13 protein-coding genes are annotated in these 11,948 nt (G+C 73.1%); all 13 read left to right on the top strand.

Annotated features, from left to right (window positions below):
- Positions 1–58 precede the first annotated feature (58 nt).
- The 13 genes from ACZ51D_RS02685 (at position 59) to hypD (ending at position 11,920) form a co-directional block, all read left to right on the top strand.
- Positions 59–1,105: an NADH-quinone oxidoreductase subunit B family protein gene (locus ACZ51D_RS02685; RefSeq protein ID WP_465619502.1), complete on the top strand. Its 1,047-nt coding sequence runs from the start codon at positions 59–61 to the stop codon at positions 1,103–1,105.
- A gap of 82 nt (positions 1,106–1,187) precedes the next feature.
- Positions 1,188–2,972 carry a nickel-dependent hydrogenase large subunit gene (locus ACZ51D_RS02680; RefSeq protein ID WP_360491030.1) on the top strand — a complete coding sequence of 595 codons (1,785 nt, stop codon included), beginning with the start codon at positions 1,188–1,190 and terminating at the stop codon, positions 2,970–2,972.
- Positions 2,969–3,436: a thioredoxin gene (locus ACZ51D_RS02675; protein WP_465619500.1), complete on the top strand. Its 468-nt coding sequence runs from the start codon at positions 2,969–2,971 to the stop codon at positions 3,434–3,436. Before ACZ51D_RS02680 ends, ACZ51D_RS02675 begins: the two co-directional genes overlap by 4 nt.
- A complete protein-coding gene (locus ACZ51D_RS02670) occupies positions 3,433–4,080 on the top strand; it encodes a DUF5947 family protein (RefSeq protein ID WP_360491024.1) in 648 nt (215 codons plus the stop codon). The genes ACZ51D_RS02675 and ACZ51D_RS02670 overlap by 4 nt, the downstream gene beginning before the upstream one ends.
- A complete protein-coding gene (locus ACZ51D_RS02665) occupies positions 4,077–4,721 on the top strand; it encodes a DUF6084 family protein (protein WP_360491021.1) in 645 nt (214 codons plus the stop codon). Before ACZ51D_RS02670 ends, ACZ51D_RS02665 begins: the two co-directional genes overlap by 4 nt.
- Positions 4,718–6,124 (top strand): hypothetical protein, encoded by a 1,407-nt coding sequence (locus ACZ51D_RS02660; protein WP_465660949.1) that lies wholly within the window; start codon positions 4,718–4,720, stop codon positions 6,122–6,124. The genes ACZ51D_RS02665 and ACZ51D_RS02660 overlap by 4 nt, the downstream gene beginning before the upstream one ends.
- Positions 6,121–6,627, top strand: coding sequence for a hydrogenase maturation protease (locus ACZ51D_RS02655; protein ID WP_465619495.1), 507 nt, complete (start codon positions 6,121–6,123; stop codon positions 6,625–6,627). The genes ACZ51D_RS02660 and ACZ51D_RS02655 overlap by 4 nt, the downstream gene beginning before the upstream one ends.
- Entirely contained in the window at positions 6,621–6,725 is a 105-nt protein-coding gene (locus ACZ51D_RS02650) for a DUF6893 family small protein (protein WP_396287881.1), read from the top strand. Before ACZ51D_RS02655 ends, ACZ51D_RS02650 begins: the two co-directional genes overlap by 7 nt.
- Before the next feature lie 167 nt (positions 6,726–6,892).
- Complete coding sequence (gene hypA / locus ACZ51D_RS02645) at positions 6,893–7,270, top strand: hydrogenase maturation nickel metallochaperone HypA (protein ID WP_360491012.1); 378 nt, start codon at positions 6,893–6,895, stop codon at positions 7,268–7,270.
- A gap of 5 nt (positions 7,271–7,275) precedes the next feature.
- A complete protein-coding gene (gene hypB, locus ACZ51D_RS02640; protein ID WP_465660947.1) occupies positions 7,276–8,106 on the top strand; it encodes a hydrogenase nickel incorporation protein HypB in 831 nt (276 codons plus the stop codon).
- Positions 8,103–10,421 carry a carbamoyltransferase HypF gene (gene hypF, locus ACZ51D_RS02635; protein WP_465660945.1) on the top strand — a complete coding sequence of 773 codons (2,319 nt, stop codon included), beginning with the start codon at positions 8,103–8,105 and terminating at the stop codon, positions 10,419–10,421. The genes hypB and hypF overlap by 4 nt, the downstream gene beginning before the upstream one ends.
- Before the next feature lie 6 nt (positions 10,422–10,427).
- Positions 10,428–10,799, top strand: coding sequence for a HypC/HybG/HupF family hydrogenase formation chaperone (locus ACZ51D_RS02630; RefSeq protein ID WP_465660943.1), 372 nt, complete (start codon positions 10,428–10,430; stop codon positions 10,797–10,799).
- A complete protein-coding gene (gene hypD, locus ACZ51D_RS02625; RefSeq protein WP_465619487.1) occupies positions 10,796–11,920 on the top strand; it encodes a hydrogenase formation protein HypD in 1,125 nt (374 codons plus the stop codon). Before ACZ51D_RS02630 ends, hypD begins: the two co-directional genes overlap by 4 nt.
- Positions 11,921–11,948 lie beyond the last annotated feature (28 nt).

The raw sequence follows: 11,948 nt of genomic DNA, 5'->3' as shown, positions 1-11,948 counted from the left end.
TTGCTATGACTGTGTTTGAGCCATTTCGTCCGGCTCCCATCCCCGAGGAGGCATCCTCATGGGTGCTGCAACAACCGACACCGACGTGGTGCACATTCTCTGGATCAACGCCGGCCTCAGCTGTGACGGCGACTCCGTCTCGCTGACCGCCGCGATGCAGCCCAGCATCGAGGAGATCGTCACCGGCGCGCTGCCCGGCCTGCCCAAGGTCGCCGTGCACTGGCCGCTGATCGACTTCGAGTGCGGCCCGGTCCAGGGCGCGGACAACTTCGTCGAGTGGTTCTTCAAGGCCGAGCGCGGCGAGATCGAGCCGTTCGTCCTCGTCGTCGAGGGGTCCATCCCCAACGAGAAGATCAAGAAGGAGGGCTACTGGTGCGGCTTCGGTGACGACCCCGCCACCGGCCAGCCCATCACCACCAGTGAGTGGCTGGACCGGCTCACCCCCAAGGCGACCGCCGTGGTCGCGATCGGCACCTGTGCCACGTACGGCGGCATCCACGCGATGGCCGGCAACCCGACCGGTGCGATGGGCGTGCCGGACTACCTGGGCTGGGACTGGAAGTCCAAGGCCGGGCTGCCGATCGTCTGCGTGCCGGGCTGCCCGATCCAGCCCGACAACTTCGCCGAGACGCTCACCTACCTGCTGTACCAGTTGGCCGGCTCGGCGCCGATGATCCCGCTGGACGACAAGCTGCGGCCGACCTGGCTGTTCGGCGCCACCGTCCACGAGGGCTGCGACCGAGGCGGCTACTACGAGCAGGGCCAGTTCGCCACCGACTACGGCACTCCCGAGTGCCTGGTGCGGCTCGGCTGCTGGGGCCCGGTCGTCAAGTGCAACGTCACAAAACGCGGCTGGACCAACGGCATCGGCGGCTGCCCGAACGTGGGCGGCATCTGCATCGCCTGCACCATGCCGGGCTTCCCGGACAAGTTCATGCCCTTCATGGACCCGCCGCCCGGCTCGCGCGTCTCCACCGGAGCCAGCAGCGCGTACGGCGCGGTGGTCCGCCGGCTGCGCGCGATCACGCTGAAGACCGTCGACAAGGAACCGAAGTGGCGCCACACCGGGCGCCACCTGACCACGGGCTACCGACCGCCCTGGTGACGCCGAAGGGCCGCACGCCCCCGTGGTGTGCGGCCCGTCGCCGACGCCTCCGCCCCCTGCAGAGAAGGACACGACAGACACGATGGCAACACCGACGACCAGGGCGGCCGGCGACGGCAGCGGCCTGACCGAGATGTCCTGGGACCCGATCACCCGGATCGTGGGCAGCCTCGGCATCCACACGAAGATCGACTTCAAGCAGAAGCGCGTCGCGGAATGCTACAGCACCTCCTCGGTCTTCCGCGGCTACAGCGTCTTCATGCGCGGCAAGGACCCACGCGACGCGCACTTCATCACCAGCCGGATCTGCGGGATCTGCGGCGACAACCACGCCACCTGTTCGGTCTACACCCAGAACATGGCGTACGGGGTGAAGCCCCCGCACCTCGGCGAGTGGATCATCAACCTCGGCGAGGCCGCCGAGTACATGTTCGACCACAACATCTTCCAGGAGAACCTGGTCGGGGTCGACTACTGCGAGAAGATGGTCCGCGAGACCAACCCGGGCGTGCTGGAACTGGCCGAGCGCACCGAGGCGCCGCACGCGGGCGACCACGGGTACAAGACGATCGCCGACATCATGCGCTCGCTCAACCCGATCGAGGGCGAGTTCTACCGCGAGGCGCTGCAGGTCAGCCGGTACACCCGGGAGATGTTCTGCCTGATGGAGGGCCGCCACGTGCACCCCTCCACGCTCTACCCTGGCGGCGTCGGCACGGTCGCGACCGTGCAGCTGTTCACCGACTACCTCACCCGGCTGATGCGCTACGTCGAGTTCATGAAGAAGGTCGTGCCGCTGCACGACGACCTCTTCGACTTCTTCTACCAGGCGCTGCCCGGCTACGAGGAGGTCGGCCGGCGGCGGATCCTGCTCGGCTGCTGGGGCAGCCTCAACGACCCGGACCACTGCGACTTCACCTACCGCAACATGACGGACTGGGGACGCAGGATGTTCGTCACCCCCGGCATCGTCGTGGACGGCAAGCTCGTCACCAACGACCTGACGCAGATCAACCTCGGCATCCGGATCCTGCTCGGCAGCTCCTACTACGAGGACTGGCAGGGCAAGGAACTCTTCGTCACCCACGACCCGCTGGGCAACCCGGTCGACCCCCGGCACCCGTGGAACCAGCACACCATCCCGCAGCCGCAGAAGCGCAACTTCGACGACAAGTACAGCTGGGTGATGTCCCCGCGCTGGTTCGACGGCAAGGACCACCTCGCCCTGGACACCGGCGGCGGCCCGATCGCCCGGCTCTGGTCCACCGCGCTGTCCGGGCTGGTCGACATCGGCTACATCAAGGCCACCGGCCACAGCGTGCAGATCAACCTGCCCCGCTCGATGACCAAGCCCGAGGTCACCTTCGAGTGGAAGATCCCGCAGTGGAGCAACGCCCTCGAACGCAACCGGGCCCGCACCTACTTCCAGGCCTACGCGGCCGCCGCCGCCCTGCACTTCGCCGAGAAGGCGCTCGACGAGGTCCGGGCCGGGCGCAGCCAGACCTGGGAACGCTTCGAAGTGCCGGACGAGTCGATCGGCTGCGGATTCACCGAGGCCGTGCGCGGCGTGCTCTCGCACCACATGGTGATCCGCGACGGCAAGATCGCCAACTACCACCCGTACCCGCCCACCCCGTGGAACGCCAGCGTCCGCGACAGCTACGGCACGCCCGGCCCGTACGAGGACGCGGTGCAGAACACCCCGATCTTCGAGGAGAACTCCCCGGAGAACTTCAAGGGCATCGACATCATGCGCGCGGTGCGCAGCTTCGACCCCTGCCTGCCCTGCGGCGTGCACATGTACGTCGGCGGGCGCACCGTACAGACCATGCACGTGCCCACCGGCCTGAGCGGGCTCACCGCATGACGGCCGAACAGACCGGGCTGCGGATCCAGGAGGCCCTGGACGCCCTGACCGGCAGCGGAGCCGAGCAGGCGGGCGAGCAACTGGTCCGCGACCTGATGGACTTCTACGGCCAGGGGCTGGCCAGGATCGTCCCGGCGCTGCCCCCGCCCGCCCTGGAACGGATGCTCGACGACCCGGCGGTGGCCGGGCTGCTGCTCCTGCACGACCTGCACCCCGAGTCCGTCACCGCCCGGATCGACCGGGCGCTCGCGACCCTGCCCGAGCGGGTCGAGGTGCTCGGCTTCGACCCGGGCACCGGCGTCCTGCGGCTGCGCCGGACCGCCTCCGGCTGCGGCAGCGCGGAGGGCGACGTGGAGGCCGTCCTGGCCTGCCACGCCCCCGAGGTGACGGCCCTGGAGCTGGCCCGCGACCCGCAACTGCTGCAGATCGCCACCCGCCCGCCGCAGACCGCGGAGGCGCGATGAACACCCGCCGGATCTCCCGCGACGGAACCGCCCTGCTGCGCCGACTGCGCGAGCCGGCGCCGCCGCGCCCCGAGCAGTGCGGTTTCTGCGGCCGGGACCTGCCGGCCGGCCACCGCCACCTGGTGGACGTCGAGGAACGGGCGCTGGCGTGCACCTGCACCGCCTGCGGCCTGCTGTTCCAGCAGCCGGCCGCGGCCGGCGGGCGCTTCCGCACCGTACCGGACCGCTACCTCGCCGACCCGGACGGCGGGTTGGACGAGCGGGCCTGGTCGGTCCTGGGCATCCCGGTCGGCACGGCGTTCCTGTTCCGCAACGCCGTCCTGGACCAACTGCTCGCGTTCTACCCCGGCCCGGCCGGCGCCACCGAGAGCGAAGTGGACGAGGAAGCCTGGGAACGCGCCCTCGGCGGCAGCCGGCTGGCCGCCGCTCTGGAACCGGACGTCGAGGCGCTGCTGCTGCGCCGCACCGACCGGCGCGTCGAGTGCTTCCTGGTGCCGATCGACATCTGCTACGAGCTGGTCGGCCGGCTGCGGCGGTGCTGGCACGGCTTCGACGGCGGGGCCGAGGCGCGAGCCGAACTCGACGCGTTCTTCGAACGGTTGGCCGCCCGGGCCCGCCCGCTGCCCGCGACGGTGACGGCATGACGACGCTCGGCTTCTCCTGCACCGGCGTGCGGTCCGACCCGTACGCGGCCGTGCCGACCCTGGTGTTCCGGCTGCGGATCACCGCGCCGGCCGACACCCGGGTGCACGCCCTGGTGCTCCGGTGCCAGCTGCGGATCGAACCCGGCCGCCGGTCGTACGCCGAGCCGGAGGGCGAGCGGCTGACCGACCTGTTCGGCGAGCGGCAGCGCTGGGCGAGCACGCTCCACCCGATCCAGTTCGCCACCGTGCCGCTGCTGGTGCCCGGCTTCACCGGCGAGACCGAGACCGACCTCGCCGTGCCGTGCAGCTACGACCTGGAGGTGGCCTCCGCCCGCTACTTCCGGGCGCTCGACGGCGGGGACGTACCCCTGCTGCTGCTCTTCTCCGGCACCGCCTTCGCCGGCCCCGGCGGCTTCCAGGTCACCCCGGTGCCCTGGGACAAGGAGGCCCAGGTGCGGATGCCGGTACGGGTCTGGCGGGAGGCGATCGACCAGCACTTCCCCGGCTGCGGCTGGCTGCGCCTGCCCGACGAGGTGATGGACGCGCTGCTGGCCTACCGCTCCCGGCAGGCCCTGCCCTCCTGGGAGGCGACCGTGCGTGAGCTGCTGACGGCCGCCGCGATCGAGGAGGTGGCCCGGTGAGCGCCTTCCCGGCCGGGATCGAACGCGGCTTCGCGGCCGCCAGGCAGATCGCCGACGCGGTGCTGCTGGAGGGCTACGTGCTCTACCCGTACCGCGCCTCGGCGGCGAAGAACCGGCTGCGCTGGCAGTTCGGCGTCCTGGTGCCGCCCGAGTACACCGCGCAGGGCGGCGAGCACTCGCACCAGCGCACCGAGTGCGTCATGGAGGCACGTCGGGAGGACCGGCTGGCCGTCGAACTGCGCTTCCTGCGGGTCCAGCGGCGCACCGTCGAACAGGCCACCGACTCCGGCGGCTTCGAGCCGGTGGAACGCCTGGAACTCGCCGACCGGGTGCTCGTGGAGTGGGACGAGGGCGTCGAGGAGCGGATCGAGCTCCTGCTCCCCGTCGACGAGTTGATCGGCGAGGGGGTGCAGCGGGCGTTCCGGCTGCCGGGCGTCGGCGAGACCGAGCTGCTCCGCGAGCACGGCACCGCCGTCGGACGGCTGGTGCGGCGCCGCGAACAGGTCGACGGCCTGGTGCGGTTGACCATCGAGGAACTGCCCGGCCCGTACCGGGCGCAGCGGCTGAAGGCGGTGGTGGAGAACGTCTCCGCCTGGGTGCCGCCCCGGCGGGCGAGCCGTGAGGAGGCGCTGCCGCGCTCCCTGGTCTCCGCCCACCTGCTGCTGGGGCTGGAGCACGGCCGGTTCGTGTCGGCCACCGACCCGCCCGAGTGGGCCCGGTCGGCCGTCGAGGGCTGCCGCAGCCGGCACACCTGGCCCGTCCTGGCCGGACCGGACGGCGAACGCGGGGTGGTGCTGTCCTCGCCGATCATCCTGGAGGACCACCCGCGCGTCGCCCCGGAGAGCCTCGGCACCCTCTACGACGCGACCGAGATCGACGAGATCCTGGCGCTGCGGACGGCGGCCCTGACCGAGGAGGAGAAGCGGGAGGCCCGGGGCACCGACGAGCGGGCCGCGGCCGTGATCGACCTGGCGGACTCCATGCCACCGGAGGTGCTGGAGCGCCTGCACGGCGCCATCCGCGGGCTGCGCGACCTCACCGGCGCCGATGCCGACACGGAGCAGCCCTGGTGGGACCCGGGCAGTGATCCGGCAGTCGACCCCGAGCGGGACCGGGTGCTCGTCGACGGCCGGTCGGTCGGCGCGGGCAGCCGGGTCCTGCTGCGGCCCGGACGGCGGCGCACCGACGCCCAGGACCTCTTCCTCGACGGGCGCACCGGCGTGGTGGAGGCGGTGCTGCACGACGTCGACGGCTCGGTGCACCTGGCCGTCACGCTGGAGGACGACCCGGGCGCCGACCTGTGGCGGGCCCAGGGCCGGTTCCGCTACTTCCAGCCCGACGAGGTCACCCCGCTGGACGGCGCCGACCCGGACGGCGCCGTCCGGGACGGGGTGGGCGCATGAGCGGCGGGACGGTCCTGGTCGCCGGGGTGGGCAACATCTTCCTCGGTGACGACGGGTTCGGCGTGGAGACCGTCCGGCGGCTGGCCGCGCACCCGCTGCCGGACGGCGTCGAGACGGTCGACATCGGCGTGCGCGGCGTGGACCTGGCGTACCGGCTGCTCGACGGCTACCGGACCGCCGTCCTGGTGGACGCCACCTGCCGCGGCGGGGCGCCCGGGACGGTCTACCTCATCGAGGCGGCCGCCGAGCCGCTGGAGGCGCCGATCCTGGACGGACACCGGATGGGACCGGACGCGGTGCTGGCGCTGCTCGCCACGCTCGCCGCCGGCACCGGCGGCGAGCCGCCCGGGCGGGTGCTGGTGGTCGGCTGCGAGCCGGAGTCACTGGAGGAGGGCATCGGGCTCAGCGCCCCCGTCGCCGCCGCCGTCGAGGAAGCGGTCCAGGTGGTCCTGCGGGTCCTGGACGAGGCCACACAGTCGGAGAGGGAGACAACACCATGCTGAGGAAACTGTTCTGCACGGCCCTGCTGGCGGGGCTCGGCGCACTGGTCTGGCAGAGCCTGCCGGACCTCAAGCGGTACCTGCGGATCTCACGGATGTGAGCCGCGAATTGCTGCGAACGGTGCAGCCCCGGGCGCGGTGGCGGCGCGGCTTCGAGCCGTCGCCGCCATCGCGCCTTGTAATGGGGCGCGCCTTGTCGGGAGGCCCGCCTGGTCGTGGGCCCGCCTGGTCGTGGGGCGCGCCGACCGCCCGCCGTGGGAAGGGACCGATGCACGAGATGTCGATCGCCGCCGCCGTCGTCGAACAGGTCGACGCGGCCGCGCGTGACCACGGGGCCGCCGGGGTGGCCCGGGTGCGGCTGCAGGTGGGCGAGCTGGCGGGAGTCGTCCCCCAGGCCCTCGACTTCTGCTTCGAACTGGCCTGCGCCGGAACGCTGGTGGAGGGCGCGGTGCTGCACACCGAGCCGGTCGCGGCGCGGGCCCGGTGCGTGCCCTGCGACACCGAGTGGGCCGTCGGCATGCCGCCGGACCTCGGCTGCCCCAGCTGCTCCGGCGGCGGCGTCGAGCTGCTGTCCGGGCGCGAGCTCCAGATCCTCGACGTCGAGTGGGCCGAGCGCCCGGACGTTCCGGCCGAACAGAAAGGCTGATGCCGATGTGCCGCACGGTCGACCTCCGCCAGGCGGTCCTCGCCCGCAACGACGACAGCGCCCGCGAGCTGCGGGCGGCGCTGGCCGCCCGGGGGACGGTCGCGGTGAACCTGCTCTCCAGCCCCGGCAGCGGCAAGACCGCCCTGCTGGAAGCCGAGTTGGGGCTGGCCCGGCGGCGCGGGGTGCCGGTCGCCGCGCTGACCGCCGACCTCGCCACCGAGAACGACGCGCTACGGTTGGCCCGCTCGGGCGCGCCGGTCAAGCAGGTGCTCACCGACGGGCTCTGCCACCTCGAGGCACGGATGCTCGCCGGACACCTGGACGGCTGGCTGCCGCAGGACTGCCGGCTGCTCTTCGTGGAGAACGTCGGCAACCTGGTCTGCCCGGCCTCGTACGACCTCGGGGAGTCGCTGCGGGTGGTGCTCGCCTCGGTGACCGAGGGCGAGGACAAGCCGCTCAAGTACCCGACCGCCTTCGGGCTGGCCAACCTGGTGCTGGTGACCAAGACCGACCTCGCCGTGGCGGCCGATTTCGACGAGGCCACGTTCACGGCGAACATCCGCCGGGTCAACCCCGGGGTGGAGGTGGTGCACACCTCGGCCCGCACCGGGCAGGGCGTCGGGGCGCTGCTGGAGCGGGCACTGGCCGTCCTGGACGGCGCCGAGCCGCACCGGCCGGTGATGGCTGCCACCCCCCATGAGCACGGGCACGAGCACGGGCACGGGCCTGAGCACGAGCACGGGCACGAGCACAGGCCTGAGCACGAGCACGAGCACGGGCACCGACACGAGCACGGGCACGGGCACGAGAACGCGGTGGTCGGGGAGGCCCCGTGACGGTCGGTCCCCGCGCACTCGACCGCGAGCGGCGGCAGGTCACCGTCCGCGGCCTCGTCCAGGGGGTCGGCTTCCGGCCCTTCGTCTTCACCCTGGCCGGTGAACTCGGCCTGGCCGGCAGCGTCACCAACACCGGCGAAGGCGTCCTGGCCGAGGTCGAGGGCAGCCCCGAGGCGGTGGAGGCGTTCTGCCGGCGGGTGGCCGGCGACGCGCCGCCGCTCGCGCACGTCGCCTCCGTCGAACACGCGCCGCTCACCGCCACCGGCGCGACGGGCTTCGCCATCACCCCGTCCCGGACCGACGGGCCCCGGGCCACCCTGATCCCGCCCGACGTCGCCGTCTGCGCCGACTGCCTCGCCGAACTCGCCGACCCGGCCGACCGCCGCCACCGGCACCCCTTCATCAGCTGCACCAACTGCGGCCCCCGGCACACCATCGTCACCGGCCTGCCCTACGACCGCGCCAACACCACCATGGCCGGCTTCCCGATGTGCGCGGACTGCGCCCGGGAGTACACCGACCCGGCCGACCGCCGCTTCCACGCACAGCCGGTCGCCTGCCACGCCTGCGGGCCGCAGCTCGCGCTGACCGTGCCCGGGCACGCCGACCTCGCCGGGGAGGACGCGCTCACCGAGGCCCGCCGGCTGCTGGCCACCGGGACGGTCCTCGCCGTCAAGGGCATCGGCGGCTACCACCTGGCCTGCGACGCGCGCGACGCCGGCACCGTCGCCCTGCTGCGCCGCCGCAAGCGGCGCGGCGACAAGCCCTTCGCGCTGATGGCCCGTGACCTCGCCACCGTCGACGGCCTGCTGCCGCTCGGCCCGGTCGAGCGGGAACTGCTCACCGGACCGGTACGGCCGATCGTCCTGCTGCGCCGCACCGGAGTGCCGTCGCCCGAGTTCGAGGCGGTGGCCCCACGCAGCCCCGACCTCGGGGTGATGCTGCCCTACACGCCGCTGCACCATCTGCTGCTCGCCGCACCGGGGCCGGACCTGCTGGTGATGACCAGCGCCAACCTCTCCGGCGAGCCGATCGTCACCGACGACCGGGAGGCCCTGGAGAAGCTCGCCCCGCTGGTCGACGGTTGGCTCACCCACGACCGGCCGATCCACGTCCCGTGCGAGGACTCGGTGGTGCGGGTGGTGGACGGCGAACAGCTGCCGCTGCGCCGCTCACGCGGATACGCGCCGCTGCCGCTGCCCCTGCCGGTGCCCGTCCGCCCGGCGCTCGCGGTCGGCGGCGACCTGAAGAACGCCTTCGCGCTGGCCCGCGAGGGCTACGCCTGGCTGTCCGGCCACATCGGGGACATGGACGACCTTGCCACGCTGCGCGCCTTCGACCGCGCGGTCGACCAGCTCGGCACGGTCACCGGGGTGCGCCCCGAACTGCTGGTCACCGACCGGCACCCCGGCTACCGCTCGGTCCGGCACGCCGAGCGGACCGCCGCCGGCCGCCCGGTGCGCCAGGTGCAGCACCACCACGCGCACATCGCCGCCGTGATGGCCGAGCACGGCCTGGACGGCAGCCGGCCGGTGCTCGGCCTGGCCTTCGACGGCACCGGCTACGGCGAGGACGGCGCGATCTGGGGCGGCGAAGTACTGCTGGCCGACTACGACGGGTTCCGCCGCCTCGCCCACCTCGGCTATGTGCCGCTGCCCGGCGGGGACACGGCGGTCGAACGCCCGTACCGGACCGCGCTGGCGCACCTGCGCGCCGCCGGGCTGCCCTGGACCGCCGGGCTGCCGCCGGTCGCGGCCTGCCCGGCGGAGGAACTTCGGCTGTTGGAGCGGCAGTTGGAGCGCGGCCTGAACTGCGTGCCGACCTCCAGCATGGGCCGGCTCTTCGACGCGGTCTCCTCGCTCGCCGGGATCTGCCAGCGGGCCGGGTACGAGGCCCAGGCGGCGATCGAACTGGAGGCGGCCGCCGCCGAGTTCGGTGCGGTGGCGGGCTACGGATTCGGGCTGCCCGCCCGGGCGGACGGCTGGCTCGCCGACCCCGGGCCGGTGCTGGCCGCGGTGGTGGCGGACGTGGCCGCGGGCGCGCCCGTCGGGTTGGTCGCCGCACGCTTCCACGCCGCGGTGGCCGACCTGGTCCGCCGGGTGTGCGCGGCCGTCCGGGAGCGGTACGGCACGACCACGGTGGCGCTCAGCGGCGGCGTCTTCGCCAACGCCCTGCTCTCCTCGGCCTGCGCGCGCGGCCTCGGGGAGGACGGCTTCACCGTGCTGCGGCACCGCCGGGTGCCGCCCAACGACGGAGGGCTGGCGCTCGGCCAGCTGATGGTGGCCGCCCGCTCGGCGGCCACCCGGGAGGAGTGAGAGCGGATGTGCCTGGCGGTACCCGGCAGGGTGACGGAGATCGGGGAGCGGGACGGGACCCGGATGGCGGTCATGGACTTCGGGGGGGTGATCAAGGACGTGTGTCTGGAGTACCTGCCCGACCTCGCGGTGGGCGACTACGCGATCGTCCACGTGGGCTTCGCGCTGCAGCGACTGGACGAGGAGTCGGCCCGGCGCACCCTCGCCCTGTTCGAGGAACTCGGGCTGCTGCAGGAGGAGTTCGGCGACCCGTGGGAGGCGGCGGGCGAGTTCGCCGTGGGGGCGTTCGCAGCGGTGCCGGAGCAGGACGCGGCGGCGGAGCAGGACGCGGTGGCGGGGCAGGACGCGGCGCGAGCGGCTGAGGAGGCCGGACGGTGAAGTACCTGGAGGAGTTCCGCAACCCGGAGCTGGCCGAGGGCCTGCTCGCGGACATCAGGGCCACGGTCACCCGGCCGTGGGCGCTGATGGAGGTGTGCGGCGGTCAGACGCACAGCATCATCCGGCATGCCATCGACCAACTCCTGCCGGAGGAAGTCGAGTTGATTCACGGGCCGGGGTGCCCGGTGTGCGTCACCCCGCTGGAGATGATCGACCGTGCGCTGGCGATCGCCGCCCGGCCCGAGGTGATCTTCTGCTCCTTCGGGGACATGCTGCGGGTGCCCGGCACCGACCGCGACCTGTTCCGGGTCCGCGGCGAGGGCGGCGACGTCCGGGTGGTCTACTCGCCGCTCGACGCGCTGCGGATCGCGCGGGAGAACCCGGACCGGGAGGTCGTTTTCTTCGGCATCGGCTTCGAGACCACCGCGCCGCCGAACGCGATGGCCGTCCACCTGGCCAGGAAGCAGGGCCTGCGGAACTTCAGCATGCTGGTCTCGCACGTCCGGGTGCCCCCGGCGATCGACGCGATCATGGCGTCGCCGGACTGCCGGGTCCAGGGCTTCCTCGCCGCCGGTCACGTGTGCAGCGTGATGGGCACCGACGAGTACCCGGCGCTCGCCGACCGCCACCGGGTGCCGATCGTGGTCACCGGCTTCGAACCGCTCGACATCCTGGAGGGAATCCGGCGCACCGTACGGCAGTTGGAGCGCGGGGAGCACACCGTCGACAATGCCTACCCGCGGGCCGTCCGGCCGGAGGGCAACCCGGCGGCGCGCGCCATGCTGGAGGACGTCTTCGAAGTGGCCGACCGCCCCTGGCGCGGCATCGGCGTGATCCCGCAGAGCGGCTGGCGGCTCGCGCCGCACTACCGGGACCACGACGCCGAACACCGCTTCGACGTCGCGGGGATCACCACGTGTGAACCCGCCGCCTGCCGCAGCGGCGAGGTGCTGCAGGGACTGCTGAAGCCCCACCAGTGCGAGGCCTTCGGCACGGTCTGCACCCCGCGCACCCCGCTCGGCGCCACCATGGTCTCCAGCGAGGGCGCCTGCGCCGCGTACTACCTCTACCGGCGGCTGAGCGCGCCGGTCGCCGCTCAGGAGGCGAGCCCCGTTGGCTGACACCGAAATCCTCACCGGGGCGGCCGCC

It is taken from the genome of Kitasatospora sp. NPDC033851 (assembly GCF_055576085.1).
This window is presented reverse-complemented; position numbering and strand designations above follow the sequence as displayed.

Bases quoted from the DNA above. Each gene is read 5' to 3' on its own strand.
- ACZ51D_RS02685 (WP_465619502.1), top strand. From the start codon at position 59: ATGGGTGCTGCAACAACCGACACCGACGTGGTGCACATTCTCTGGATC.
- ACZ51D_RS02680 (WP_360491030.1), top strand. From the start codon at position 1,188: ATGGCAACACCGACGACCAGGGCGGCCGGCGACGGCAGCGGCCTGACC.
- ACZ51D_RS02675 (WP_465619500.1), top strand. From the start codon at position 2,969: ATGACGGCCGAACAGACCGGGCTGCGGATCCAGGAGGCCCTGGACGCC.
- ACZ51D_RS02670 (WP_360491024.1), top strand. From the start codon at position 3,433: ATGAACACCCGCCGGATCTCCCGCGACGGAACCGCCCTGCTGCGCCGA.
- ACZ51D_RS02665 (WP_360491021.1), top strand. From the start codon at position 4,077: ATGACGACGCTCGGCTTCTCCTGCACCGGCGTGCGGTCCGACCCGTAC.
- ACZ51D_RS02655 (WP_465619495.1), top strand. From the start codon at position 6,121: ATGAGCGGCGGGACGGTCCTGGTCGCCGGGGTGGGCAACATCTTCCTC.
- ACZ51D_RS02650 (WP_396287881.1), top strand. From the start codon at position 6,621: ATGCTGAGGAAACTGTTCTGCACGGCCCTGCTGGCGGGGCTCGGCGCA.
- hypA (WP_360491012.1), top strand. From the start codon at position 6,893: ATGCACGAGATGTCGATCGCCGCCGCCGTCGTCGAACAGGTCGACGCG.
- hypB (WP_465660947.1), top strand. From the start codon at position 7,276: ATGTGCCGCACGGTCGACCTCCGCCAGGCGGTCCTCGCCCGCAACGAC.
- ACZ51D_RS02630 (WP_465660943.1), top strand. From the start codon at position 10,428: ATGTGCCTGGCGGTACCCGGCAGGGTGACGGAGATCGGGGAGCGGGAC.